This window comes from Streptomyces griseoloalbus (assembly GCA_014650015.1).
GTDB lineage: Bacteria > Actinomycetota > Actinomycetes > Streptomycetales > Streptomycetaceae > Streptomyces > Streptomyces griseoloalbus.
Genome location: BMUD01000004.1, coordinates 350723 through 375797 on the forward strand (window position 1 = coordinate 350723; position 25075 = coordinate 375797).

General features: G+C 72.1%; 23 protein-coding genes. 12 read left to right on the forward strand and 11 right to left on the reverse strand.

Translation table 11 applies throughout. The features are described 5' to 3' along the window. The first annotated feature begins 31 nt into the window (after positions 1–31). The 6 genes from IE178_RS08740 to IE178_RS08765 all read left to right on the forward strand — a co-directional run bounded on the left by IE178_RS08740 (position 32) and on the right by IE178_RS08765 (position 6954). Positions 32–346, forward strand: a complete 315-nt coding sequence (locus IE178_RS08740; protein ID WP_193511833.1) for a hypothetical protein — start codon at positions 32–34, stop codon at positions 344–346. Positions 347–693: 347 nt separating this feature from the next. After that, positions 694–1629 carry an SCO0930 family lipoprotein gene (locus tag IE178_RS08745; RefSeq protein ID WP_193511876.1) on the forward strand — a complete coding sequence of 312 codons (936 nt, stop codon included), beginning with the start codon at positions 694–696 and terminating at the stop codon, positions 1627–1629. 324 nt (positions 1630–1953) lie between these two features. After that, entirely contained in the window at positions 1954–2766 is an 813-nt protein-coding gene (locus IE178_RS08750) for an SAM-dependent methyltransferase (RefSeq protein ID WP_193511834.1), read from the forward strand. Further along, complete coding sequence (locus IE178_RS08755) at positions 2763–4907, forward strand: putative bifunctional diguanylate cyclase/phosphodiesterase (RefSeq protein ID WP_193511835.1); 2145 nt, start codon at positions 2763–2765, stop codon at positions 4905–4907. The genes IE178_RS08750 and IE178_RS08755 overlap by 4 nt, the downstream gene beginning before the upstream one ends. A gap of 147 nt (positions 4908–5054) precedes the next feature. Further along, the gene (locus tag IE178_RS08760) at positions 5055–5444 is read left to right on the forward strand and encodes a nuclear transport factor 2 family protein (RefSeq protein WP_193511836.1); all 390 of its coding nucleotides are present in this window, start codon (positions 5055–5057) and stop codon (positions 5442–5444) included. A 97-nt stretch (positions 5445–5541) separates the two neighbouring features. Continuing rightward, positions 5542–6954: an amino acid permease gene (locus tag IE178_RS08765; protein WP_193511837.1), complete on the forward strand. Its 1413-nt coding sequence runs from the start codon at positions 5542–5544 to the stop codon at positions 6952–6954. Here IE178_RS08765 and IE178_RS08770 read toward each other — a convergent pair. After that, positions 6951–7766, reverse strand: coding sequence for an alpha/beta fold hydrolase (locus tag IE178_RS08770; protein ID WP_184762551.1), 816 nt, complete (start codon positions 7764–7766; stop codon positions 6951–6953). The genes IE178_RS08765 and IE178_RS08770 overlap by 4 nt on opposite strands. A gap of 57 nt (positions 7767–7823) precedes the next feature. Here IE178_RS08770 and IE178_RS08775 point away from each other — a divergent pair, with 57 nt between their 5' ends. After that, positions 7824–8300 carry a MarR family winged helix-turn-helix transcriptional regulator gene (locus tag IE178_RS08775; protein ID WP_193511838.1) on the forward strand — a complete coding sequence of 159 codons (477 nt, stop codon included), beginning with the start codon at positions 7824–7826 and terminating at the stop codon, positions 8298–8300. Positions 8301–8307: 7 nt separating this feature from the next. Here IE178_RS08775 and IE178_RS08780 read toward each other — a convergent pair whose 3' ends face one another. Beyond that, positions 8308–9462, reverse strand: coding sequence for a CapA family protein (locus IE178_RS08780; protein ID WP_193511839.1), 1155 nt, complete (start codon positions 9460–9462; stop codon positions 8308–8310). 211 nt (positions 9463–9673) lie between these two features. Here IE178_RS08780 and IE178_RS08785 point away from each other — a divergent pair, with 211 nt between their 5' ends. The 3 genes from IE178_RS08785 (at position 9674) to IE178_RS08795 (ending at position 11681) form a co-directional block, all read left to right on the forward strand. Beyond that, complete coding sequence (locus tag IE178_RS08785) at positions 9674–10219, forward strand: sigma-70 family RNA polymerase sigma factor (RefSeq protein WP_193511877.1); 546 nt, start codon at positions 9674–9676, stop codon at positions 10217–10219. Between the two features lie 136 nt (positions 10220–10355). Then, positions 10356–10877, forward strand: coding sequence for a hypothetical protein (locus IE178_RS08790; protein WP_184762547.1), 522 nt, complete (start codon positions 10356–10358; stop codon positions 10875–10877). Positions 10878–11027: 150 nt separating this feature from the next. Continuing rightward, positions 11028–11681 (forward strand): zf-HC2 domain-containing protein, encoded by a 654-nt coding sequence (locus IE178_RS08795; RefSeq protein WP_193511840.1) that lies wholly within the window; start codon positions 11028–11030, stop codon positions 11679–11681. 18 nt (positions 11682–11699) lie between these two features. Here the strand turns inward: IE178_RS08795 and IE178_RS08800 are convergent, their stop codons facing one another. Together IE178_RS08800 and IE178_RS08805 are read right to left on the reverse strand one after the other, a co-directional pair. After that, positions 11700–12563: an Fpg/Nei family DNA glycosylase gene (locus IE178_RS08800; protein ID WP_193511841.1), complete on the reverse strand. Its 864-nt coding sequence runs from the start codon at positions 12561–12563 to the stop codon at positions 11700–11702. 31 nt (positions 12564–12594) lie between these two features. Next, a complete protein-coding gene (locus IE178_RS08805; RefSeq protein WP_193511842.1) occupies positions 12595–14691 on the reverse strand; it encodes a SpoIIE family protein phosphatase in 2097 nt (698 codons plus the stop codon). 144 nt (positions 14692–14835) lie between these two features. On the opposite strand from IE178_RS08805, the gene IE178_RS08810 reads away from it, so the two are divergent. Then, positions 14836–16257, forward strand: coding sequence for a lipase maturation factor family protein (locus tag IE178_RS08810; RefSeq protein WP_193511843.1), 1422 nt, complete (start codon positions 14836–14838; stop codon positions 16255–16257). Here IE178_RS08810 and IE178_RS08815 read toward each other — a convergent pair. The 5 genes from IE178_RS08815 to IE178_RS08835 are packed head-to-tail and all read right to left on the reverse strand — an operon-like array spanning position 16245 to position 20467. Beyond that, positions 16245–17084: an amidohydrolase family protein gene (locus IE178_RS08815; protein ID WP_193511844.1), complete on the reverse strand. Its 840-nt coding sequence runs from the start codon at positions 17082–17084 to the stop codon at positions 16245–16247. The two genes, IE178_RS08810 and IE178_RS08815, sit on opposite strands and share 13 nt — an antisense overlap. Further along, positions 17081–17386, reverse strand: coding sequence for an L-rhamnose mutarotase (locus IE178_RS08820; protein ID WP_193511845.1), 306 nt, complete (start codon positions 17384–17386; stop codon positions 17081–17083). The genes IE178_RS08815 and IE178_RS08820 overlap by 4 nt, the downstream gene beginning before the upstream one ends. Continuing rightward, complete coding sequence (locus IE178_RS08825) at positions 17383–18375, reverse strand: aldo/keto reductase (RefSeq protein ID WP_184762540.1); 993 nt, start codon at positions 18373–18375, stop codon at positions 17383–17385. Before IE178_RS08825 ends, IE178_RS08820 begins: the two co-directional genes overlap by 4 nt. Next, positions 18372–19127 carry an SDR family NAD(P)-dependent oxidoreductase gene (locus IE178_RS08830; RefSeq protein WP_193511846.1) on the reverse strand — a complete coding sequence of 252 codons (756 nt, stop codon included), beginning with the start codon at positions 19125–19127 and terminating at the stop codon, positions 18372–18374. The genes IE178_RS08825 and IE178_RS08830 overlap by 4 nt, the downstream gene beginning before the upstream one ends. Then, entirely contained in the window at positions 19124–20467 is a 1344-nt protein-coding gene (locus IE178_RS08835; RefSeq protein ID WP_184762538.1) for an enolase C-terminal domain-like protein, read from the reverse strand. Before IE178_RS08835 ends, IE178_RS08830 begins: the two co-directional genes overlap by 4 nt. Before the next feature lie 300 nt (positions 20468–20767). Here IE178_RS08835 and IE178_RS08840 point away from each other — a divergent pair, with 300 nt between their 5' ends. Further along, positions 20768–21469 (forward strand): FadR/GntR family transcriptional regulator, encoded by a 702-nt coding sequence (locus IE178_RS08840; protein ID WP_193511847.1) that lies wholly within the window; start codon positions 20768–20770, stop codon positions 21467–21469. 5 nt (positions 21470–21474) lie between these two features. On the opposite strand, the gene IE178_RS08845 is transcribed toward IE178_RS08840, so the two are convergent. Both IE178_RS08845 and IE178_RS08850 read right to left on the reverse strand, forming a co-directional pair. Next, positions 21475–24495, reverse strand: a complete 3021-nt coding sequence (locus IE178_RS08845; RefSeq protein WP_193511848.1) for an alpha-mannosidase — start codon at positions 24493–24495, stop codon at positions 21475–21477. A gap of 83 nt (positions 24496–24578) precedes the next feature. Further along, positions 24579–25010: a DUF3291 domain-containing protein gene (locus IE178_RS08850; protein ID WP_184762535.1), complete on the reverse strand. Its 432-nt coding sequence runs from the start codon at positions 25008–25010 to the stop codon at positions 24579–24581. Positions 25011–25075: the final 65 nt, after the last annotated feature.

Here is a 25075-nt window from a genome sequence, read left to right on the forward strand (position 1 = left end):
GGGGGCGGTGGGGGTGGGGGTGCGGGTGCCGGTGACGGAGGCGGCGTGGGGGGCGACGGTGGGCGTGGCGGCGGGGTGGGGGCCGGGGTCGGCCGGGCAGCGGGTGGCACCGGGCGGGCCGCGGGCGGGGGCGGCTCCGGTTCCGGGGTGGGGCTGGGGCTGGGCGGCGGTGGTGGAGGCGTGGTCGGCGTGGGCTCGGGCGGAGGCGTCGGAGAGGGCGTGGGTGTGGGTGTGGGTGTGGGTGTGGGTGTGGGTGTGGGTGTGGGTGTGGGTGTGGGTGTGGGTGTGGGTGTGGGTGTGGGGGACGGTGGAGGCGGTGAGCAGGGCGGGGGGTCCGTCCAGGTGACGCTTCCCGCGACCGCCACCGCCTCCGTGCCGCCCGGCCCTGTCGAGGCGTAGGCGCAGGCGTCGGCCGTCGCCGCGCCGGGTGCGCCGACGAGTGCCCAGGTCAGCGTCGCCACCGCCAACGCACGTGCCGCCACGCGGGATTGGGTCGGTACGAGTGCTTGCACGACGAGGATCATGAGTCGCGAACGGCCGGGTCACGCCCCGGAACCGGGTGATTGCCCCGAAGGAGTTAATGAAAGAAATTCGGGCCGCGATTGAACACAACCTGTGCTCCGGTGCGTACCCATCGTCGAGCGGCGGCACAGCAGGGCGCTGCAACACCCTTGCGATCATGTGGAGTTGACGATGAAGACCTCCTGGCGAACCGCCTCGCTGGTGGCGAGCGCCGCGGCGGTGCTGGCCCTGACCTCGGCGTGCGGTCAGGACAGCCCGCCGCCCGCCTCCAGCCAGAACGTGGGTGCCACGGCCGCGGCCGGGGACTACGGCGACATCGGCAGCGGCGCCGGCGACGCGGCCGGCGGCGCACGGGCATCGTCGAGCCCTTCGAACACGGCGGGCGAGCTGAACGTCTCCACCAACGCCGAACTGGGCAAGGTGGTGACCGACAGCCTCGGTCTGACCCTGTACCGCTTCGACCAGGACACGGCCGAGCCCCCCGCGTCCCGCTGCGAGGGCGACTGCGCCAAGACCTGGCCCCCGGTGCCCGCCGACGACGCCACGGCCGGCGAGGGGATCGACGAGTCACTGCTCGGGGAGGTCACCCGGGCCGACGGCACCGAGCAGCTCACCGTGGACGGCTGGCCGGCCTACCGCTACGTCAAGGACGTGAACGCCGGTGACGTCAAGGGCCAGGGTGTGGGCGGCAAGTGGTACGCGCTGACCCCCGAGGGAAAGAAGGCGCAGGCGGCCGACCGGCCGGGTCTGTCCACCCGCCAGGACCCGAAGCTCGGCGAGATCGTCGTCGACCGGAACGGCATGACCGTCTACCGCTTCATGAAGGACGAGGCCTGGCCGAAACCCGTCTCGGCCTGCACCGGCGCCTGCCTGGAGAAGTGGCCGGTGGTGTCGCCGGTCGGCTTCGAGGACACCAAGGGCATCCAGGAGAAGGGCTACATGACCTTCACCCGCCCGGACGGCGCCGACCAGCAGACGATCAACTGCTGGCCCATCTACACCTTCGCCGGGGACAAGGCCGCCGGCGACACCAACGGTCAGGGCGTCGGCGGCACCTGGTACGCCGTGCGGCCCGACGGAAAACCGGTCGGCGCCCCGGAGAAGTAACAGCCTCCCCCCAGGGCGTCGTCCACTCCGGACGCGCCGGCCAGGTCCGCCCCTCCGCAGCCCGCGGAGGGGCGGACCGTTTTGCCGTGATTCACCGGAACCCATGGAATTATCGGGACTCTTCTCCCTGTACTTCTCAGCGCGCAGAAGCTCTCCGGAATGCCGCGGACACTTCTCGTGACGTTTACCGGGGGACGTCGATAAGGCACGTGCCACTGGCAGTGACCGGGAACGGATGGTCAATTTCCGTTTGGGGTCGCTCGTTTGGCGGGCGATCAGTAGCCTCTGCTCGAACACCGGATCGCCTACGCCTTGGAGAGATAGATGGAGCGTCCCGCCTGGGCCCCACGGAGCATCGACATCACGGTGCCCAGCGTCTCCCGGATGCACGACTACTACCTGGGCGGTTCGCACAACTTCGAGGTCGACCGGGAAGCGGCCCGCAGGGCCATGGAGTTCATGCCGGGCCTGCCCAAGATCGTGCAGGCGAACCGGGCCTTCATGCGCCGGGCGGTGCGTTTCGCGGTCGACGAGGGCATCAACCAGTTCCTGGACATCGGCTCCGGCATTCCCACGTTCGGGAACGTCCACGAAGTGGCCCAGGCGGCCGACCCGGACGCACGCGTGATGTACGTGGACCACGACCCGGTGGCCGTGGCGCACAGCCAGTCCGTGTTGGAGGGCAACGACGGCGCGGGCATCGTCGCCGCGGACCTCCGAAAGCCGCGGGAGATCCTCGACAGTCCCGAAGTGCAGCGGCTGATCGACCTGAATCGGCCAGTGGCGCTGCTCCTCGTTGCCATACTGCACTTCGTGGAAGACGCGGACGACCCGTACGCGGTGGTGGCCGACCTGCGCGAGGCCCTCGCGCCCGGCAGCATGCTCGTGCTCACCCATGCCTCGTACGAGGGGATCCCGCTGCCGCCGGAGCGGGCCGAGGGGGCGGTGGACGTGTACCAGGACATTCGCAACCCGCTGATCATGCGCACGCGCGAGGAGATCGCGCGGTTCTTCGAGGGGTACGACATGGTGGAACCCGGACTGGTGCCGATGCCGCAGTGGCGGCCGGACACTGCACCGGAGGACGAGGATCCCTACGCCTTCTCCGGTTTCGCGGGCGTGGGGCGTACGGCGTGAGCGCGGAGCCGGACGGGCCGGAGGGCAGACTGCGCCGGTTCGCGACGATCTGGAGCCGGGCGGTCTTCCCGGTGACCTCGACGTCGTCGACCCGGCCCGAGTTCGAGGCGCTTCTGCTGCCGCTGGCCCGGCTGCTCAGCGAGGCGCTGCGGGCCAGGTCGTTCGACGCGGACGCGGGCAGGGCGGTCGGTGCCGCCCTGGTGCGGGCGCACTGCACCGACCCGGAGGCGCTCAGCCGCACCCTGGACTGCGTGGACGCCTACCTCGTCCTGTACTGCGGCGAGGACGGCGACCGCGAGGACCTGCGGGCGCGCAGCGCCAGGCTCCAGCACGCCATGGCCGCCGGGTTCGCGCAGGCGCTGCGCGAGCGGACGCTGGCCGAGCAGGAGGCCATCGCGCAGGCGGCCCTGGAGGCGCAGGGCGTGGTGGCACAGGCGCTGCACGCCACCGAGGCCCGGTTCCGCGCGGTCTTCGAGGGCGCGGCCATAGGGATCGGCATCGCCGACCTGGAGGGCAACGTCCTACAGGTCAACGGCGCGCTGCGGCGCATGTTCGGCCTGTCCGAACAGGCCCTGCGCGGCCGCAAGGTCAAGGAGTGGGTCCACCCCGACGACGCCCCGCAGACCTGGCGGCTCTACCAGGAGCTGGTGAGCGGCGAGCGCGAGCACTACCACCTCGAGAAGGCGTTCTACCGCCCGGACGGAACGGTCCTGTGGACCAATCTGACGGTGTCCCTGCTGCGCGACGCCGACGGCGACCCGCAGTACCAGCTCGCCCTCATGGAGGACACCACGGAGCGCCGGCTGCTCAACCTCCGGCTGCGCTACGAGGCCACCCACGACGCGCTCACCGGCCTGCCCAACCGCACGTTCTTCTTCGAACGTCTGGAGAAGGCGCTGAACGCCGGCGAGGGCCAGCGCTTCGGCCTGTGCTATCTGGACCTGGACGGTTTCAAGACCGTCAACGACAGCCTCGGGCACGCGGCCGGTGACCGGATGCTCGTCGAGGTCGCCGACCGGCTGCAGGCCTGCGCCACCGCGTCCGGCGAGATGGTGGCCCGGCTCGGCGGCGACGAGTTCGTGGCGCTGACCACCGGCCCCGACACCGAGCGCACCGTGGACGAGCTCGCCGCCCGCATCATGAACGCGCTGCTCGCCCCGATCAGCGTCGACGGCCGGGAGCTCACCGTGCGCGGCAGCATCGGCATCGTCGAGGGGCCGGCCGGGGAACGCAGCGCGGCGGAGGTGCTGCGCAGCGCCGACATCACCATGTACCGGGCCAAGTCGGCGGGCGGCAACCGGTTCGAGCTCGCCGACCCGGAGGCCGACGCCCGCGCCATCACGCGGCACGGACTCACCACGGCGCTGCCGACGGCCCTGGACCGGGGCGAGTTCTTCATCGAGTACCAGCCGCTGGTGCACCTCGGCGACGGCAGTGTGCGGGGTGCCGAGGCGCTGGTGCGCTGGCTGCACCCGCAGCACGGGGTGCTGTCCCCGGACCGGTTCATCCCGCTCGCCGAGCACACCGGCCTGATCGTTCCGCTGGGCCGCTGGGTCCTGGAGCAGTCGGTGCGTCAGGCCCGTGCGTGGCGGGAGCGTCACGGGGGCGCGGAGGCGCTCGGCCCGCTGCGCATCAACGTGAACCTCTCGCCCTGCCAGCTCACCCATCCCGGGCTGGTCCAGGACACCGTCGACATCCTGGAGCGCACGGGTGTGGAGCCGAACGCGCTGTGCCTGGAGGTGACCGAGTCGGCGCTGATCGGCGCGGACGACGATCTGCTGAAGCCGCTGCGCCGGCTGGCGGAGATGGGCGTCGACATCGCCCTGGACGACTTCGGCACCGGCTACTCCAATCTCGCCAATCTGCGCCGGCTCCCGGTGAGCATCCTGAAGCTGGACCGTTCCTTCACCCAGAGCATGCAGCAGTTCCCGGCCGACCCCGTCGACCTCAAGATCGTCGAGGGGATCGTCTCCCTGGCCCACAGCCTCGACCTGGCGGTCACGGTGGAGGGCGTGGAGACGGGAGCCCAGGCCGAACAACTGCGCATCCTCGGCTGTGACACGGCCCAGGGCTGGTACTACGCCCGCCCGGGACCGCCGGAGCGGCTGCACGACCTGGCGCTCGTGGACGCGACCGGCTGAGCTGAGCGCCTGGGGCCCGTCCGACGGTTCCCGTCGCCCTCCGTGCGACGACGGGAAGGGTCGGACGGGCCCCAGAGGTACACGGGTGGTGCGCCGTGGCCGGCCGCCCGGTTCCACGCGCCTTTCGAGGCGGTCCATCATGTGCGGATGAACCGTCGAACAGACCCGGTGAAGGCGGCGACCGAGGGCGAGCTGCGCCTCATGGACCCGGCCGTACGGTCCTCCCGCACCGAGGTGGTGCGCCTGCTGGACCCGGAGTTCACCGAGGTCGGCGCATCCGGCCGGCGCTACACGTACGCCGAGATGGTCGCCGAGCTGCACGACCACCCGGGCAGCTCGGCCGGCGGCCCGCTCTACGAGCCGTCACGGATCACCGGCGTCCTCCTCGGCCCCGGACTGGTGCACCTCACGTACGAGACCGTCTTCGACGGGCACCGGGCCCTCCGCAGCTCCCTGTGGCGCAGGCGTGACGAGGAGACGGGCTGGCGCATGTACTACCACCAGGCCACCCCGGTGCCGCCGGACGCCGGCCGCTGATCGGGACCCGGACACGCGTGGTGTCTTCCGTCGGCGGCGTCCTGGGGGCATCATGATCCGCCGTCAGCCGTTTGCCTGTCGCGAAGAGGTGAGGCGCATGGCCGGGCTCTGGACGGGTGAGGGCGTTCTCCGCCGCAAACCCATCGAACACATCGAGGGGACGGAAATCGGCGAGGGTACGCAATTGGAGCGCACCCTGGGCCTGGGGCAGCTCACCGCGATCGGCGTGGGCGGCATCATCGGCGCCGGCATCTTCACGCTCGCGGGAACGGTCGCCAACGGCACGGCGGGGCCGGCGGTGCTGGTCTCGTTCCTCGTCGCCGGTGTCGCCAGCGCCGCCGCCGCGCTGTCCTACGCGGAGTTCGCGGGGCTGATCCCGAAGGCGGGCTCGGCGTACACCTACGGGTACGCGGTGCTCGGCGAGCTGGCCGGGTGGTTCATCGGCTGGGATCTTCTGCTGGAGTACACCGCGATCGTGGCGGTGGTCGCGATCGGCATCTCCGGCTACTTCAGCTTCCTGGTGAACGACATGGGCGCCGATCTGCCGCACTGGATGCTGGGCGCGCCCGGCACCGGTGACGGCCACCGCGTCGACCTGTTCGCGGCCCTGCTGTGTCTGCTCATCGCCTTCCTGCTGAACCTGGGCATCAAGAACGCGGCCCGGTTCGAGACGGTGGTCGTGGTGCTGAAGGTGCTGGTCGTGCTGCTGGTGATCGCGGTCGGGGTGTTCCACATCGACGCCGCGAACTACAACCCGTTCTTCCCGTACGGGGTGGGCGGCGCGTTCACCGGTGCGGCGACGGTGTTCTTCGCGGTCTTCGGTTACGACGCCATGTCGACGGCGGCCGAGGAGTCCAAGGACGCCCAGCGGCACATGCCGAAGGCGATCGTCTACTCGCTGATTATCTCGATGGTCCTGTACGTGGCGGCCTGCCTGGTGCTGACGGGCATGCAGGATTACAAGGACATCGACCCCGAGAGCGGCTTCTCCACGGCGTTCAAGTCGGTCGGGCTGAGCGGGCTCGCGGACGTGATCGCGGTGGGCGCCATCATCGGCATCCTCACCGTGATGTTCACGTTCATGCTCGGCGTCACGCGGGTGTGGTTCGCCATGTCGCGCGACGGGTTGCTGCCCCGCTGGTTCGCCAAGACCCACCCGACCCGGCACGTGCCCACGCGGGTCACCTGGATCGTCGGGGTGGCGTCGGCCGCCATCGCCGGGTTCCTGCCGATCGGCGAGGCGGCCGAACTCACCAACATCGGGATCCTGCTGGCGTTCGTCGTGGTGTGCACGGCGGTGATCGTGCTGCGCTACCGGCAGCCGGAGCTGCCGCGCACCTTCCGCACGCCGTGGATGCCGGTGGTGCCGGCGGCGGGCGTGGTGTTCTCGATCTGGCTGATCACGTTCCTGCAGTGGCAGACCTGGGCGCGGTTCGCCATCTGGTTCGTGGTGGGACTGGTGATCTACTTCTCCTACTCCTTCCGGCGTTCGGAGCTGGCGCGGCGTTAGAGGGCGCGGAGGAAGTCGAGCAGGGTCCGGTTGAAGAGCTCCGGCCGCTCCATGTTCGGGTAGTGGCCGGTGCCGTCGATGGTGACGGCCCGGCCGTCGGGGACGGCCTCGGCGAGACGCTGGGCCGCGTCGCGCGGGTCGGCGGGTTCGAGGGCGCCGTTGACGGCGAGCACCGGGACGTCGATCTCCGGCAGGCGGGACCAGGTGCCGGTCACGGGCACCAGCAGGTTCTTCTCGCCCGGGGTGTGCTTGGAGATGGTGTGGAGCGCCATCTCCCGCAGCCGGCGCAGGATGTCGGGGTCGACGTCGTCGGCGGTCCGGTGGGGGCCGGGTACGACGCGGAGGAAGGCCGCGAGCCAGGCCTGCACGTCACCGGCGGCCAGCGCCCGGGCGCTCTCGGCCTGGACCTCCTGGTACCAGGGATCGGTGTACTGGACATCCCCGGTCGCGGCGCCGCAGGTGACCACCGCACGGACGAGTCCGGGATGTTCGAGCACCGTGTCGGTGGCGATCACGCCGCCCATCGAGAGGCCGACGAGGACCACGGGCCCCGCGTCGAGGTGGCGCAGCAGTCCGGCCAGGTCGTCGGCCCAGCGGAACGGCTCGGTGGCGTTGGCCGAGAAGCCGTGGCCGCGCACGTCCGGGGCGATGACCCGGTGGTGTGCGGCGAGGGCGGGAATCTGGGCGTCCCAGACCCGGTGGTCGACGTACCCGGAGTGAAGGAGGACGACGGGGTCGCCGGAGCCGGTGTCGAGGTAGGCGAGATCGCCGTCGGCGGAGGGGAAGAAGCGCAGTTCCGAAGGACCAGTCATGACAACTAAGGTGTCATCTTCGGGAGACTTTGGCAACCCAGGTGTCATAATGAGGGAGTGAACGAGATGGACAAGCCCCTTTCCCCGGACGAGCTCGGCCGCCGCCTCACCGAGGTGTACGACCTGGTCGGCCCCCTGTACCGGCGCGCCCAGCGCAGTGTGGAGCAGGGCCTGGCCGCCGACGACGGCCTGTCGCTGGGCGTGCGCGCCGTCCTGACCCTGCTGCACCGGAACGGGCCGATGACGGTGCCGCAGATGGGCAGGGCCCAGGCGATCAGCCGGCAGTTCGTGCAGCGCATGGTGAACGACGCGGCGGCCCAGGGCCTGGTGGAGAGCATCCCCAATCCCGCCCACCGGCGGTCCTCCCTCATCCGCCCCACGCCGGAGGGCTCGGCGGCGATCGCCGCCGTCCTCGAACGTGAGCACCTGTTCCTGAGGGGGGTCGGCGGAGACCTCACGGACACCGACGTGACGACCTGCCTGCGGGTGCTCGGCGAACTGCTGACGGCCCTGGACCACATCGACCTCAGCTGACGGCACCTCACTCCCCCATGACGAGACCGTCCTGCGCCGCGCCCCGGCTCAGCACCACGTCCCGGATGCGGTCGCGCACGGCCCGCACCTCGGCACCCCGGGCGAGCGCCTGGTTGAGGTTGACCGCCCGCCCGGCGTCCACGTCGAAGAGCTGCGGGACGAACTCGGCCCGGGTCACCTCCCAGCGCCCGCCGGGGCGCGACGGCGGGGAGAAGGTGAAGCGGCCCAGGGTGGACTGGTTGCCGCGCGGGTCCTGGACGCCCTCGTGGTTGGTCATCTCGCCGGCGATCTGGTCGCCCATGCCGTAGACCACCCAGGTGCCGTTGACCTTCTCGTAGGCCTGCGGGACGTGGGCGTGAGTGCCGAGGATCAGGTCGATGTCGGGGCGGCTCCCGGTGTGCGACGCGGTGAGCGAGCGGGCCAGCGCGATCTGCCGCTCGTCGGGGGCCTCCTGCCATTCGGTGCCCCAGTGCAGCGATACGACGACGACATCGGCTCCGGCCTCGCGGGCGGCCCGCGCGTCGGCGACGATCCGCGCCTCGTCGATCAGGTCGACGGCCCAGGGCCGGTCCGGCGGCAGCTGGTGGTCGTTGATGCCGTCGGTGTGGGCGAGGTGGGCGACCCGCGCCGGGCCCGCGCGCAGCACGGTCACCGTACGGGCCTCCCGCTCGGTGCGCGCCGAGCCTGCGTGGCGCACGCCCGCGTGGTCGAGGGCATCCAGGGTGCGGCGGATGCCCTCGCCGCCGTCGTCCAGGGTGTGGTGGGAGGCGGTGGAGCAGCCGTCGTAGCCGGTGTCGGCGAGGCCGCGGGCGACCTCGGGCGGGGACTGGAAGAGGGGGTAGCCGGTGTAGTCACCGCCCGCTCCGTACACGGTCTCCATGTGGCACAGCGCCACATCGGCGGGGGCGACGACGGAGCGGACGCCGGAGAGCATCGGCCGGAAGTCGTAACCGGTGCCGCCCGCGTCGTAGCGGGCGCGTTCGATGATCGAGCTGTGGGGCAGCACATCGCCCGAGGCGACCAGGGTGAAGCCGCGGTGCCCGGTGGCGGAGGGGGCCGGGCGCCCCGGTTCCGGCGGTCGCTGGTCACGGGCCTGGCAGGCGGCGCCCGCGGCGAGGACGACGGTCAGGGCCAGGGCCACCTGCCGACTGCGTGTGATCATCGCTCCACTCCGCTGTAGTCGTATTTATGGATCAACAGGTAAGAATCCCCGTCCCGCTCGTCGCTGTTCCGACACGCTCTTTAGGCCGTCCGGTGTGCGCGAACGGCCGCCTCGACCGTTCGTCGAACCGTTCGTCGACGCGATCGACCGTCCGCCGCACGCTCCTGTGCGCGCCCTGTCCACGGGTGACGTCGTGCGCTGGCATACGGCCATGACGGCCGGAATGACACTCACGAACGGGACGACCGCCGAGCACGAGCTCGCCGCACTGCAACGCGAGCACGGCCGGCCCCTCTTCGCGCTGCTGCTCCGGCTCTGCGACGGAGACCGGCAGCGCGCGGAGGATCTCGTCCAGGAGACGCTGGTGCGCGCCTGGCAGCATCCCGAGGCCCTGCGCGCCGAGCGCTTCGATTCCGTACGGCCCTGGCTGCTCACCGTGGGACGGCGGCTCGCGATCGACGCGCGACGGGCGCGGCAGGCGCGGCCCGCCGAGGTCGGGGACGCCCAGCTGGAGAACGCGCGGGTGATCTCCGACCACGCCGAGCGGGCCGCGGCGATGCTCGATGTCCGCGAGGCCGTGAAGACACTCACGCCGGAGCACCGTGACGTCCTGGTGCTCGTGTACTTCCAGGGGGCGAGTGTGGCGGAAGCGGCGACGGCCCTCGGAATCCCGCCCGGTACCGTGAAGTCCCGCGCGTACTACGCGCTGCGCGCCCTGCGCCGGGTGCTTCCCGGATACGCCTCCGACATGCGGTGAAACCGACGGTCGAGTCAAACCTCCGTAAAGCGCCTTGCCGATGACCCCGGATCAGTAATCGGCTGTCCTCATCCGTGTTCCGGACCGGGGGGCCGGGTTCGGGCGACGCGCACGCACCGGAGGAAGGCAGGAAGGGATGCTGCACAGAGGTCGAGAGAGCACGGACGGCACCGGCGACGGTGAACTGACCGTCCCCATGGCCTGGTTGTACGCCGAGTACATCGCCGACGAACTGCTGCGCAGCGGCGATCTCATGCCGCCGACGTCCTTCGAGTTCCGGGCCGGCCGGGACGCGCTGGCGCTGACCGTCTTCCTGTCCGACACCGACGGCGAGCTGTCCGGCATCCGGGTGGTCACCCAGCTGGACACCTGGCTGTCGCTGACCGCGTACGACCAGCCGTGGCAGGAGTGGGTGCAGGGACGCCTGGCCGAGCTGGCCGCGGACGCCACCGCGTCCGGCCGGACCGCGCCGGATCCGGACCTGGGGCTGGCCCGCGAGGCGTGGCGCTGGCTGCGGGAGACGGAACTGCTCGCGCCCGATCTGAACGCGGTGCCGGGCGGCGGTGCGGTGGCCGGTGAGGACGAGGGACCCAAGGTGTGGACACCGGCCTGGCAGCTCGGGCTGCCGCTCGGCCACCTCGCCATCCATCTTTTCTAGCTTCCTCGAGACGTCGGCCAATCCGCGGGCCGGAGGCTCCGAATCCTCCTGTCACGATTCGGCACGTGGCTTGAGTGATTCGGCTGTCTGGTGCGTACCGGTGGGAGCAAGGAGTAACCCCACCCACACCCAACGGCACGAGGATGCGGCATGAGGTCCCTGGAGAGGCATCGCGACGTCGGCGCCTACGCGCTCGGCGTGCTGGACGAGGCGGACGCGTTCCGCTTCGAGGACCACCTCATGGAGTGCCCTCGCTGCGCTGCCCAGGTGACCGAATTCGGTCCTGCGACACGGCAGTTGATGCTGTACCGCAGTTCCACCCCGCGGCTGGTGCACCCGCTGGCCGAGCCCGGTCCGAGGATGCTGGACCGGCTGCTGTCGCAGGTGGCCGCCCGCGACCGTGCGAGCCGTCACCGGCTGCTGCTGGCGCTGGCCGCCTCGGTGGTGTTCGCGGTGTCCGCGCCGGCGATCGCGCTGGTGGCGGAGGACGGCGGCGGGAGGGCCGTGAGTATCGCGGCGACCGACGAGCGGTCCGGGGTGTGGGCGCAGGTGACCACCGAGGACCGGGCGTGGGGCAGCCATGTGGAGCTGAAGGTCAAGGACGGCGCGGGTCCGCGCGCCTGCCACCTGGTGGTGGTCGGCCGTGACGGCTCCGAGGAGACGGTGACCACCTGGGGCGTGCCCCGTCACGACGCCCGCCCCCACACGATGCTGGGCGGATCCGCCCTGCATCCCGAGGAGATCGTCCGCTACGAGGTGCGGGCGGGGGACGGCGAGCACCTGGTGACGCTGGAGCCACGGTGAACCGGCAGCGGCCGGGGGTCACTTCAGCAGGCGGGACAGCCGGCGGTCGGCGAGGGGTTTCCCACCGGTCTGGCAGGTCGGGCAGTAGTGCAGCGAGGAGTCGCTGAAGGAGACCTCGCGGATGGTGTCCCCGCACACCGGGCAGGCCTCGCCGGTGCGCCCGTGCACCCTCAGGCCGCTCTTCTTCTCGGCCTTCAGCCGTCCGGCCGCGACCCCGCGGGAGCGTTCCACGGCCTCGGTGAGCGTGGTGCGCAGGGCCTGGTGCAGCCGGGTGGTCTCCTCGGGGGTGAGGGAGGAGGCCAGTTTGAAGGGGGACATGCGGGCCGCGTGCAGGATCTCGTCACTGTAGGCGTTCCCGACGCCCGCGATCAGGCTCTGGTCCCGCAGCGCCCCCTTGAGCTGCCGGCGTTCCCCGGACAGCAGGTCCGCCAGGCGCCGCTCGTCGAAGTCGTCGGCCAGCGGGTCCGGGCCCAGCCGGGCGACACCCGGCACCTCCCCGGGGTCGGCCACGATGTACACCGCGAGCCGCTTCTGGGTGCCGACCTCGGTCAGATCGAAGCCCGCACCGGTCTCCAGAGCGACGCGCAGGGCGAGCGGGCCCTTGCCGGGGCGGGGCGGGCCGCCGGGGAGCCGGTCCTTCCAGTGCAGCCAGCCCGCGCGGGCCAGATGGGTGACGAAGTACGGTCCGCCGTCCGTCTCCAGGCAGAGGAACTTGCCGTACCGGTGCACGGCGGTGACCTCCCGGCCCTCGACGGCCGTGAGCGGCGGGTCGTAGGTCTTCAGGACGCTGATCGCCACGGGCAGCACCCGGACGATCTCGTGGCCGGCCAGGTGCTCGGAGAGGAAGTCCTTGAGCGCCTCGACCTCGGGGAGTTCCGGCATACGTCCAGAGTGCCACCGGGGACCGATGTGGTCAGGACGTGTCGGCCCCCTTCGCCACCACGAACTCGCTCCATACGCACTTGCCGCCGCCCCGCGCCTCCACGCCCCACACGTCCGTGAGCATCTCGACCAGCAGCAGGCCCCGGCCGGAGACGCCCGACTCCCCCGCCTCACGGCGGCGCGGCAGGGCGCTGGAGGAGTCCTCGACCTCCACGCGCACGCGCCGCTCACTGCCGGTGGTGACCCGGAGGGTGACGACCGCGGAGCCCTCGGTGTGCATCAGGACGTTGGTGATCATCTCGTCGGCGACCAGCTCGATCTCCTCGGCCCGGTCCGCCGCGCCCCAGCCGGCGGCCGCCGTACGGATCAGACGCCGGGTCTCGGAGAGCGCCTCGGGGTCACCGGGCGGCACGTGCCGCTTGAGCCGGCCGCCCGGCCGCGGGCCGTCCGAGACGCGGCGGCGCAGCACGAGCAGCGCCACGTCGTCGTCGCAGCCGCGTTCCTCGGCCACGTCGATGAGCCGGTCGGCGAGGTCGCGCACGTCGTCGGGGCCGGCGGTGATCAGCGCGGACAGGGTCTCCATGCCCTCGTCGAGATCGGCGCCGGGCTGCTCGACCAGGCCGTCGGTGCACAGCAGCAGGGTGTCGCCGGGGTCCAGCTCCATCGTGCCGACCGGGTAGTCGAGCCGCCCGAAGTCCGCGGACAGCCCGAGCGGCAGTCCGCCGGGCACGCGGACCCGGTGGCAGGAGCCGTCGGGGCGCCGCACCAGCGGGTCGATGTGGCCGGCCCGGACCGCCTGGAGCACGCCGGTGGACAGGTCGGCCTCCGCGTAGAGGCAGGTCGCCGAGCGGTCGGTGTCGAGTTCGTGCAGGAACACGGAGGCACGGGCCATCACGGTGGCGGGCGGGTGGCCCTCGGCGGCATAGGCGCGCAGCACGATGCGCAGCTGGCCCATGACGGCGGCGGCGTGCGTGTCGTGACCCTGGACGTCGCCGATGACGGCGCCGACCCTGCCACCGGGCAGCGGGATCAGGTCGTACCAGTCCCCGCCGATGTCCCGGCCGACGGAGCCGCCGATGGTGGCGGCACGGTAGCGCACGGCGAGGTCGGCGCCGGGCACGCTGGGGATGGTGCGCGGCAGCATGGCCTGCTGCAGACCCTGGGCGAGGTCCATCTCCTGCTCGTAGAACATCGCGCGCTGCAGGCTCTGGGAGATGCTGCTGCCCAGGGCGACCAGGACGTTGCGCTCCTCGGCGGAGAAGCCGCGCCGGTCGCTGTAGAGCAGCCCCATGGCGCCGATGGGGCGGGCCTGGACGATGAGCGGCAGATAGGCCGCCGAGGTGATCCTCAGCCCGGTGATGCCCTGCCACAGCCGCGGATAGCGCTCGGCGAACTCCTCCGGGGACTCGATGAAGCACGGGCTGAGGGTGCGCACCGCGTCGCTCATCGGGTACGGCTCGTCGATCCGGGTGACATCGGTGCCCGGTACGAAGCTGCCCGCGGGTCCCTCGGCGATGAGCCGGATCCGGTCGGCCTCGACCAACCCCATGACGAGGCTGGTGGCGCCCAGATGGGTGAGGCCGTGGGTGTCCTTGAGGACGTCGATGACGTCCCGCACGGTGCGGGCGTGGGCGAGGGCGGCGGTGGTGAGCTGGACGACGTTGGTCTGCCGGCGGCGGGCGTCCGCCTGGGCGGCCTGCTCGCGTCTGGCCTCGCTGTCGCCGAGTTCCCGGGTGGCGTCCCGGATGATGCCGATGATGCGGCGGGGCCGTCCGGTGTCGTCGCGGCGGATGTAGCCCTGGGTGTGGGTCCAGCGCAGGGAGCCGTCGCGGCGGCGGATGCGGAAGTAGCCGCCGTAGTTCTCCTCGCCGGCCTTCAGCGCCTGGGACACGGCGGCGTCCATGCGGCGGGCCTCGCCGGGCGGGATCCGGCTGCCCAGGCTCTCCGGGTGGTCGTCGTACTCGTCGGGGCGCACGTCGAAGATCTCGTGCGCCTGGGCGTCCATCTGCATCACCCCGGCGTCCAGGTCCCAGTCGAAACTGCCCATGCGGTTGAGCGCCAGGATCGGATCCGGGTGGTCCGGCCAGTCGTCCGGGAGTGACAGGGGGCTCGCTCCCCGATCAGCCATGGCTTCACCATGCCAGGATTCACGCGATTCCTCGACCGCTGCACCCTGTTGTGCCCCTGCTCCCCGTGGGTTGCACGGGCCGCCCGGTGGTAGACGGAGAGTCACGCGGGTTCGGCGGGACGCCGGAGGAGGGAGCGAACGGCCGTGGAGTGGTTCACCGCGCCGGACTACTGGCTGAGCCGGCTGGTCTTCCAGCGGGCGCTGGCCGGGCTGTACCTGTTCGCGTTCCTGACGGCGGCGCTGCAGTTCCGTGCGCTGATCGGGGAGCGCGGCATGCTGCCGGTGCCGCGCTTCGTGGAGCGGGTGCCGCCGCGCCGGTCGCCGAGCCTGTTCCACGTGTACTACTCGGACCGCTTCTTCGCGGGTTGCGCCTGGGCGGGCTGCGCGGTGTCGGCGGCGCTGCTGGCGGGGCTGGACTCGCTGCTCCCGCTGTGGGGCGGCATGCTGCTGTGGCTGGTGCCGTGGGCGCTGTACCTGTCGATCGTCAACGTCGGACAGACCTGGTACGCGTTCGGCTGGGAGTCGCTGCTGCTGGAGGTCGGCTTCCTCGCCGTGTTCCTCGGCAACGACGAGGTGGGCCCGCCGATCGTGGTGCTGTTCCTGCTGCGGTGGATCCTGTTCCGGGTGGAGTTCGGCGCGGGGCTGATCAAGATGCGCGGCGACGAGTGCTGGCGGAAACTGACCTGCCTGGACCACCATCACGAGACACAGCCCATGCCGGGTCCGCTGAGCTGGTACTTCCACCATCTGCCGAAGCCGCTGCACCGGGTCGAGGTGGCCGCGAACCACGTCACCCAGCTCGTGGTGCCGTTCCTGCTGTTCACCCCGCGACCGGTCGCCACGGCCGCCGCCTCGCTGATGATCGTCACCCAGCTGTGGCTGGTGCTCTCCGGCAACTTCGCGTGGCTGAACTGGATCACGATCGTGCTGGCCCTGTCGGCGGTCCGGTTCCCGGCCGATCCGCCCACGGTGCCCGACGCGCCGCTGTGGTACGTGGTGGTCGTCCTGGCGGTGTCCGCGCTGCTGCTCGGCCTCTCCTTCCGGCCGGTCCGCAACATGCTCTCCCGCCGCCAGGTGATGAACCGCTCCTTCGACCCACTGCACCTGGTGAACACCTACGGCGCGTTCGGCAGCGTCAGCCGGATCCGGTACGAGGTGGTCGTGGAGGGCACCGCGGACGAGGTACCCCGGAAGGACTCCGACTGGCGGGAGTACGAGTTCAAGGGCAAGCCGGGTGATCCGCGGCGCTGGCCGCGCCAGTTCGCGCCGTACCATCTGCGGCTCGACTGGCTGATGTGGTTCGCGGCGCTGTCGCCGGCGTACGCCGGGCCGTGGTTCGGCGCACTGGTGGAGCGGCTGCTGGAGAACGACCGCGACACGCTGAAGCTGCTGCGCCGCTCCCCGTTCCCCGCGGACGCGCCGCCCCGCCACATCCGCGCCCGTCTGTTCCGCTACCGCTACACGACCTGGCGGGAGCTGCGGGAGACGGGCGCGTGCTGGGAGCGGACGTATGTGCGGGAGTTCCTGCCGCCGACCCGGCTGGCGGAGGAGGCTCAGAGGTCGTAGACGCGGGTGGCGGTGGCCTCGAACAGCTGTTGGCGTTCGTCGTCGTCGAGGCTGCGGGTCAGCTCCCGCGCGGTGGCCAGGACGTCGCCGTACGCGGCCGCCAGGGTGCACACCGGCCAGTCCGAGCCGAACATCAGCCGTTCGGGCCCGAAGGCGTCCAGCACGACGTCGGCGTACGGGCGCAGGTCGTCGACACCCCAGGAGGCCGGGTCGGCCTCGGTGACCAGTCCGGACAGTTTGCACACCGTGTTGGGCCGTGCGGCCAGGGCACGGACGCAGGACGCCCAGGGTTCGAGCGTGCCCGAGGCGACGGGGGGTTTGCCCGCGTGGTCGAGGACGAAGGTGAGGCCGGGCAGTGCGGCGGCCGCCCCGGCGCACGCCGGGAGCTGGTGCGGCAGTACGACCAGGTCGTACACCAGCCCCGCGTCGGCCACGGCGGCCAGTCCGCGCCGCACGTCCGGTCGCAGCAGCCAGCGGGGGTCGGCTTCGCTCTGGACCTGGTGGCGGACGCCCTTCAGATGCCGTCCACCGGGCAGTTCCCGCAGCCGGGCCAACTCGTCGGCGAGGTCGGGTCGGGTGAGGTCGGTCCAGCCGACGACGCCCGCGACCAGGGGGTGCGTCTCCGCGAGAGCGAGCAGTTCGGGGGTCTCCCCGGGAACCGTGACCGTCTGCACCAGGACGGTGCGGTCGACACCGGCGGCGCGCGCCTCGGGTGCGAGGTCGGCCAGGGTGAAGTCCCGTCGCAGGGGCGCCAGCCCGGGTCCGGTGATCCAGTCCTGGTCGCGGACGGACAGGTCCCAGACATGGTGGTGCGCGTCGACGGTCACGGCCGCTCCCCCACGACGGGCGGGCCCGCGTCGGCGCCCGGGCCCGAGCAGTCGTGGACGGCGTCCAGGAGCCCGGCCATCCGCGACCGCCGGGCGACGTCGACCGGCAGCCGCTCCAGGGCGGCGGGCAGCCGGGCGCAGTCCTGCACGTGGAGAAGGTCCGGGCCGCTGCGGTGGAGGGTCCACGAGGTGGCACCGGCGGCGCGGATCGCGGCGGTGAGCTCCTCGGGGACCTCGCGGTGGGCGGCCTCGTACGCGGAGATCACGTCGGGGCGGACCCCGGTGTGCGGGGCGACTCTCATGATGGCTCCTCGGCGGGGACGGGGACGTCGGGCGGGAGCAGGCCGGTGTCGCGCAGCTCCTGCCAGAGGGCGGCGGGCACCGGGGCGGCGAACTGGTCGGCGCAGTCGTGGACCTCGGCCGCCGAGCGGGCGCCGACCAGCACGCTCGCGACCGCCGGGTGGGCGGCGCAGAAGGCCAGGGCGGCGGCGCGCAGGGTGGTGCCGTGGCGCTCGGCGGCGTCCTTCATCCGCAGGGCGCGGTCCAGCATCTCGGCGGGCGCCCGGCCGTAGTCGTACGTCGCGCCAGGTCGCGGATCCGCGAGCAGACCGGAGTTGAAGGCGCCGCCGACGACGACGGATGTGCCGTTATCCAGGGCGGCGGGCAGCAGGTCGGTCAGGGCGCTCTGGTCGAGCAGGGTGTGGCGGCCGGCGCACAGGACGACGTCGACGTCGGTGTCGCGGACGAAGCGGGTGAGCATCGCGGACTGGTTCATGCCGGCGCCGATCGCCCCGACCACGCCCTCCGAGCGGAGCCTTTCCAGGGCCGGGTACGCCTCGTTGAAGGCCTGGTCGGCGTGGTCGTCGGGGTCGTGGAGGTAGACGACGTCGACGCGGTCCAGACCGAGGCGTTCCAGGCTCGCCTCCAGGGTGCGCCGTACGCCGTCGGCGCCGAAGTCCCAGACGCGACGGTGGGTGGCGGGGACGGCGAAGCCGTTGGCGAGGTCGTCGCCGCCGGCGCCGGTGGGTTCGAGGCGGCGGCCCACCTTGGTGGACACGGTGTACTGGTCGCGCGGGTGCTCGCGCAGGGCCGCGCCGAGGCGGCGTTCGGCCAGGCCGAGGCCGTAGTGCGGGGCGGTGTCGAAGGAGCGGATGCCGCGCTGCCAGGCGGCCCGCACCGCCTCCCGCGCCTCCTCCTCGCCGACCTCCCTGTACAGGTTGCCGAGGCCGGCGGCGCCGAAGGCCAGGCCGGTGACCTCGACGCCGCTGCGGCCGAGCCGGTGCCGGTTCACCGGCCCGCCGGGCGCGGCCGCAGTCCCTGCATGCCGCCGTCGACCGCGAGGGCGGTGCCGGTGGTGGCGCCGGACAGCGGGCTCGCCAGGTAGGCGATGGCGCCCGCGACCTCGGCGGGCGAGACCAGGCGGCCGGTGGGCTGGCGAGCCTCCAGGGCGGCACGTTCGGCGGCCGGGTCGTCGGCCGCGTCGAGCAGCCGGCCGACCCAGGGGGTGTCGACCGTGCCCGGGTTGACGCAGTTGACGCGGATGCCCTCGCGGACGTGGTCGGCGGCCATGGCGAGGGTGAGGGAGTACACCGCGCCCTTGGTGGCGCTGTACAGGGCGCGCTGCGGCAGGCCCGCGGTGGCGGCGATGGAGCAGGTGTTGACGATCGCCGCGTGCGCGGAGGCGCGCAGATGCGGCAGGCAGGCGCGGGCGGTGCGGACCATGCCGAGGACGTTGACGTCGAAGACGCGGTGCCACTCCTCGTCGGAGTTGGTCTCCACGGTGCCCTGGGCGCCGATGCCGGCGTTGTTGACCAGGACGTCGAGGCCGCCCAGCTCGTGGACGGCGGCGGCGACCGCCGCGCGCACCGAGACGTCGTCGGTGACGTCGGCGAGGTGGCCGGTGAGGGGCTTGTCGACCGGCGAGGGGTCGAGATCGAGGACGGCCACCTTGGCGCCGCGCTCCGCGAGGAGGTCCGCGGTGGCCCGGCCGATGCCGGAGGCACCGCCGGTCACCAGGGCCGTCAGGCCCTCGAAGTCGCTCATACCGCCTGCTCCTTCTTCTCCGTGTCCCCGTCGGCGGCCCAGAAGGTGCCGTCGGGATAGGTGTAGCGCGCCAGGGACTCCGGCCGCATGGCGGCGGAGAAGCCCGGCGCGAGGGGTGCCGTGTAGTGGCCCTCCCGGATCACCACCGGGTCGAGGAAGTGGTCGTGCAGATGGTCGACGTACTCGATGACCCGGTCCTCGGTGGTGGTGGAGAGCGCCACGAAGTCGAACATCGACAGGTGCTGGACGAGTTCGCACAGACCGACCCCGCCGGCGTGCGGGCACACCGGAACGCCGAACTTGGCGGCCAGCAGCAGAATGGCCAGGTTTTCGGGGACGCCGCCGACGCGGGCCGCGTCGATCTGGACGATGTCGAGGGCGCCGGCCTGGAGGAGCTGTTTGAAGACGATCCTGTTCTGTACGTGTTCGCCGGTGGCGACCTTGACCGGGGCGACGGCCCGGCGGACGGCCGCGTGGCCGAGGATGTCGTCGGGGCTGGTGGGTTCCTCGATCCAGTACGGATCGAACTCGGCGAGCGCCTTGGTCCAGCGGATCGCCTCGTCCACGTCCCAGCGCTGGTTGGCGTCGATCGCCACGCGCACGTCCGGTCCGACGGCGGCGCGGGCGACCCGGCAGCGCCGGATGTCGTCGTCGAGGTCGGCGCCGACCTTGAGCTTGATCTGCCGGAAGCCGTCGGCGACCGCGCGGGCGGCGAGCCGGGTCAGTTTCTCGTCGTCGTAGCCGAGCCAGCCGGGCGAGGTGGTGTACGCCGGGTAGCCGCGCTCCAGCAGCAGGGCGGTGCGCCGCTCGGCGCCTTCCCGGCCGCGGCGCAGCAGGGTCAGGGCCTCCTCGGGGGTGAGGGCGTCGGTGAGGTAGCGGAAGTCGATCTGCCGCACCAGCCAGGCGGGGTCGGCCTCGGCGAGCAGCCGCCACAGCGGCTTGTCCGCGCGCTTGGCGGCCAGGTCCCAGACGGCGTTGACGACGGCCCCGATCGCCATGTGCATCACGCCCTTCTCGGGTCCGAGCCAGCGCAGCTGGCTGTCGCCGATCAGGTCCCGGTTCAAGGCGGAGGGGTCGGCGCACAGCGCGTCGGCGGACCGTCCGACCAGGTGACCGCGGAGCGCCTCGATCGCGGCGACCTGGACGTCGTTGCCCCGCCCGATGGTGAACGCGAAGCCGTGCCCCTCGTGTCCGTCGGCGGCGTCGGTGCGCAGGACGACATAGGCCGCCGAGTAGTCGGGGTCGGGATTCATCGCGTCCGAGCCGTCGAGTTCGCGCGAGGTCGGGAACCGGACGTCGTACGTGTCGACGGCCGTGATGCGGACGGGTTTCGGGGGCACGGAGGGCCTTTCGGTGGGTGACGGGGACGAACGCGGCGTCTCGGTCCCGGGCGCGGCCCGTGGTGACGCGGGCGATCACGAGCGGGGCGACGACCGGGCCCGCCACACGCTGGTCGAGCTGCGTTTCGTGCCGGGCACAGGGCGGCTCCTGGTGTGGGATGCGAGCAGACGACGGCATATTTATCAGACCTCTTGGCGGACGGAACACCCTCCGGACGCGGTTTTCCCCGCTTTTTCTCCGGAGTGGTCGGACCACTTCCGTCGTTAGACTGCGGCGCACCGCATGAGTGGAGGAGTGGCGTGGAGGAGACGGCCCCGCAGAAGGGCACGGTGACGCAGCGCGCCATCGAGCGGATCACGGCGATGATCCGCGAGGGCGAACTGGAGCCCGGCGAGCGGCTGCCCACCGAACGGGATCTCGCCGTCCGGCTCGGCATCTCCCGCAGTTCGATGCGGGAGGCGATCCGCGCGCTCACGGTGCTGGGCGTGCTGGAGGCCCGGCACGGTTCGGGCATCTACGTCACCCGGCTGGAGGCCGGGGACCTGCTGGAGACGTTCGGGGTGGTGGCCGATCTGTCCCGGGGACAGCGGCTGGTCGAGCTGCTGGAGGTGCGCCGCGTCCTGGAGTCGACGGCGACCGCGCTGGCCGCCGCGCGGATCACACCGGACGGGCTGGCGAAGGTCGAGAAGCATCTGGCGGCGATGGACGCCACCGACGATCCGGAGGAGATCCTCGCCCACGACCTCGCCTTCCACCGGGAGATCGCGGCCGCCGCCGACAACGAGACGATGGCCGCGATCCTGGAGGGCCTGTCCTCGCGCACCTTCCGGGCCCGGGTCTGGCGCGGCTATCAGGAGGAGGGCGCCTTCGCCCGCACCCGGTGCGAGCACGCCGCGATCCACCGCGCCCTGGCCGCCCGCGACCCGGAGGCGGCGCGGGCGGCGGCGGCCACGCACGTGGGCGCGGTGGAGGAGTGGCTGCGCAGCCGGCTGAGGGGCTGAGGGGGTCAGGCGCGCTTCAGCCGCAGCGTCATCAGCTCGAAGGGACGCAGCCGTACGGTGATCCGGTCGCCGTCGAGCGGAGGCGCCTCCGTGTCCGCCAGCGGGCGTTCCAGCAGGTCGGTCACCTCGATGCCGGTGGCCGCGAACCCGGTGGTGAGGGTGGCGCGGGCGCGGGCACCGTGTGCCTCGTGGAAGCGGACGACGATGTCACCGCTGCCGTCGTCGGCCAGCTTGACCGCCGAGACGACGACCGCGTCCCGGTCGGCCGTCACCAGCGGGGCGACCTCGCCCGCCCCGGTGAGGTGCCGCTCGGGCAGGTTGATCCGCCAGCCCTCGCGCACCGCGTCGCCGATCGACGAGCCCGGCACCAGCGCGTGCCGGAAGCGGTGCACGCCCTGGTCGGTCTCGGGATCGGGGAAGCGCGGGGCGCGCAGCAAGGAGACCCGGACGGTCGTGGTCGTGCCGCCGTCGCCGTCCTCCCGGACCGTGCGCGTCACGTCGTGGCCGTACGTCGAGTCGTTGACGACCGCCACGCCCCAGTCCGGCTCCTGGAGGTGGACGAAACGGTGGTTGCACGCCTCGAACTTGGCCGCCTCCCACGAGGTGTTGGTGTGCGTGGGCCGGAAGAAGTGCCCGAACTGCGTCTCGGACGCGTACCGTTCGGCGTGCAGGTCGAGCGGGAAGGCGAGCTTGAGGAACTTCTCCGTCTCGTGCCAGTCGACCTCGGTGTCCACCACGAGCCGCCGCTCCCCCGGCGGCAGCGACAGCACCTGGGTGACCCGGGAGCTCCCGAAGGAACGGACGATCCGCACCGAGGCGCCGTCCTCGCCCTCGACGACCTCCTCCGCGTCGGTCAGATCGGTGACCGTGTTGCGGTAGAACTCGTCGACGTCCCAGGCGTCCCACATGTTCGGCAGGTCCGGGTGGAGCTGGAGGAGGTTGCCTGCCCGGCCGGGGGCGATGGTCTCGCGGTCGGCCTCGATGTCCTGGGCGGAGACCACCAGACCCCGGGCGTCGATCTCGACCCGGAGCAGGCCGTTGTCCAGGATGTGCCCGCCGCCGGGGCGCGCGCCGAGCGTCGTGCGGCCCTCGACGGCCGCCGTCCGGGCGCCGCCCGCCGGGACGCCCGCGCGGGGGTGCGGTGCGGCGTTGAAGACCAGCGGAACCGTCCCCTCGCCGGCCAGGGCGCGCTGCGCGGAGTCGATGATGCCGTTCAGTTCCCCGGCGATCCGCGCGTAGGTGGCGCGGGCCTCGCGGTGCACCCAGGCGATGGAGGAGCCGGGCAGGATGTCGTGGAACTGGTGCAGCAGCACCGTCTTCCAGATCCGGTCCAGCTCCTCGTAGGGGTAGGGGAATCCGGTCCGCACGGCCGCCGTGGCCGCCCACAGCTCGGCCTCGCGCAGCAGGTGCTCGCTGCGCCGGTTGCCCTGCTTGGTGCCGGCCTGGCTGGTGAGGGTGGCCCGGTGCAGTTCGAGGTAGAGCTCCCCGACCCACACGGGCGGTTCGGGGTACTCGGCCTCGGCCTTCGCGAAGAACGCGGACGGTGTCTCCCAGGTCACCGTCGCCGAGCCCTCCAGGTCCCGCAGCCGGGCCGCCTTGGCGACCATCTCACGGGTGGTGCCGCCGCCTCCGTCGCCCCACCCGGTGGGCGCGAGGGAGTGGCGGGCCACGCCCTTGTCCTTGAAGGTGCGGACCGCGTGGGCGATCTCGGCGCCCCGCATGGAGCAGTTGTAGGTGTCGACGGGCGGGAAGTGGGTGAAGATCCGGGTGCCGTCGACGCCCTCCCAGCGGAAGGTGTGGTGCGGGAAGCTGTTCGTGCGCGACCAGGAGATCTTCTGCGTCAGCAGGTACTTGGAGCCCGCCGCCTTGATGATCTGGGGCAGGCCGGCGGCGAAGCCGAAGGTGTCCGGCAGCCACGCCTCGTCGTTCTCGATGCCGAACTCGTCCAGGAAGAACCGCTTGCCGTGCACGAACTGCCGGGCCATCGCCTCCGCACCCGGCATGTTGGTGTCCGACTCCACCCACATGCCGCCGGCCGGCACGAACCGCCCGTCGGCCACCGCCTTCTTCACCCGCGCCCACACCTCGGGCCGGTGCTCCTTCACCCACGCCCACTGCTGGGCCTGCGACATGGCGAAGACGAACTCGGGTTCGTCGTCGAGCAGGGCGGTCATGTTGGCCGTCGTACGGGCGACCTTGCGGACGGTCTCGCGCAGCGGCCACAGCCACGCCGAGTCGATGTGCGCGTGTCCGACGGCGCTGATGCGGTGCGCGGAGGGCGCGGCGGGCGCGGCGAGGACATCGGTGAGACAGGAACGGGCCTGTTCGGCCGTGCCGGCCACGTCCTGGAGGTCGACGGCGTCCAGGGCCCGGTCCACCGCGCGAAGGATCTCCCAGCGGCGGGGCGAGTCCACCGGCAGCTCGGCCATCAGCTCGCCGAGCACGTCCAGGTCGACGACCAGCTGCCACACGGTCTCGTCGAACACGGCGAGGTCCATGCGGGCGAGCGTGTACAGCGGTGCGCTGCCCACGGTCTCCTTGTCACCGAGCGGGGTGGGCAGGAAGGGGTGGTAGCCCATGATGACGGGGTTGGAGGCGGCCTCGACGTGCAGGCGCACCTCCTCCCCGCCCTCGACGGGCGCACCGACCCGCACCCACTGGTTGCGCGGGTTGAGGCCCTTCACGGGGGTGCCGTCCGGCCGGTAGACCAGGCCCTCGCACTGGAAGCCGGGCATGTTCTCGTCGAAGCCGAGGTCGAGGACCGCCTCCACGGTCCTTCCGGCCCACGCCTCGGGGACGGTCCCGGTGACCCGGAACCAGCTGGTGCCCCAGGGCGCGCCCCAGCGGGCACCCACCTCGACGGGCTCGGGCTCGGCCGCGAGGCCCTCGGCGACGGGGACGGGTTCTCCAGGCGCGTGCCACACCGCGACCTCGAGCGGTACGGACTCGGGGTACACGGCGGGACGGATGCGCTCATCGAGGACGCGCTTGAGGCGGGCTTCGACCAGAGTGCGGTCGTCGTGCATGCGGGGCGCTCCATGGTTGAGGGCGGGTGGTCACCAGGGGTACAACTCCCCCGGCGCGAACCCGTTCGAACCGGACCCGCCGCTCAGTCGGCGGTGCTGTGCCCGTCCGAGGCGTTGGCCTGCGCCTGGGCCTGGACCGCGATGCGGCGCTTGGCATCGTCCCAGTCGATCGGCAGCCTGTCGACGGGCACCTCCCAGAACGTGAACGTCGAGTCGCGCATCGTCTCGCGCACGCCGGTCATGACGCTCTTGTGCGGGTCGGTCCGGGCGTAGGCGTACAGCGCCTCCCGGCTCTCCCACGCGGACAGCGTGTAGAAGACCTTGCCGAACGGCCTGGCCTCCAAGGAGGCGCCGAGCGCTCCGGGCGCCTTGCGGACCTGGCCCCAGGCGGCGAGGGACTTCCAGAAGAAGCGGGGGACGTCCTTCAGTGACCGCACCTCGAAGCGGGAGGCCATGACGAAGGCTTGGGTGTCGGGCCGGGCCGGATGCGGCGTGACCCAGGGAAGAGTAGGCACGATAGTCTCGCCTCCACGATTGGTGAGTGGCACTATCCAGACTAGACAGTGGAGCTATCCAATGC

Excerpts from the sequence above, each read along its gene's own strand:
- IE178_RS08770 (WP_184762551.1), bottom strand. The coding sequence starts at position 7,766 with ATGACTGGTCCTTCGGAACTGCGCTTCTTCCCCTCCGCCGACGGCGAT.
- IE178_RS08780 (WP_193511839.1), bottom strand. The coding sequence starts at position 9,462 with ATGATCACACGCAGTCGGCAGGTGGCCCTGGCCCTGACCGTCGTCCTC.
- IE178_RS08820 (WP_193511845.1), bottom strand. The coding sequence starts at position 17,386 with ATGAGAGTCGCCCCGCACACCGGGGTCCGCCCCGACGTGATCTCCGCG.
- IE178_RS08830 (WP_193511846.1), bottom strand. The coding sequence starts at position 19,127 with ATGAGCGACTTCGAGGGCCTGACGGCCCTGGTGACCGGCGGTGCCTCC.
- IE178_RS08745 (WP_193511876.1), top strand. The coding sequence starts at position 694 with ATGAAGACCTCCTGGCGAACCGCCTCGCTGGTGGCGAGCGCCGCGGCG.
- IE178_RS08800 (WP_193511841.1), bottom strand. The coding sequence starts at position 12,563 with ATGCCGGAACTCCCCGAGGTCGAGGCGCTCAAGGACTTCCTCTCCGAG.
- IE178_RS08760 (WP_193511836.1), top strand. The coding sequence starts at position 5,055 with ATGAACCGTCGAACAGACCCGGTGAAGGCGGCGACCGAGGGCGAGCTG.
- IE178_RS08845 (WP_193511848.1), bottom strand. The coding sequence starts at position 24,495 with ATGCACGACGACCGCACTCTGGTCGAAGCCCGCCTCAAGCGCGTCCTC.
- IE178_RS08785 (WP_193511877.1), top strand. The coding sequence starts at position 9,674 with ATGACGGCCGGAATGACACTCACGAACGGGACGACCGCCGAGCACGAG.
- IE178_RS08750 (WP_193511834.1), top strand. The coding sequence starts at position 1,954 with ATGGAGCGTCCCGCCTGGGCCCCACGGAGCATCGACATCACGGTGCCC.
- IE178_RS08765 (WP_193511837.1), top strand. The coding sequence starts at position 5,542 with ATGGCCGGGCTCTGGACGGGTGAGGGCGTTCTCCGCCGCAAACCCATC.
- IE178_RS08805 (WP_193511842.1), bottom strand. The coding sequence starts at position 14,691 with ATGGCTGATCGGGGAGCGAGCCCCCTGTCACTCCCGGACGACTGGCCG.
- IE178_RS08790 (WP_184762547.1), top strand. The coding sequence starts at position 10,356 with ATGCTGCACAGAGGTCGAGAGAGCACGGACGGCACCGGCGACGGTGAA.
- IE178_RS08795 (WP_193511840.1), top strand. The coding sequence starts at position 11,028 with ATGAGGTCCCTGGAGAGGCATCGCGACGTCGGCGCCTACGCGCTCGGC.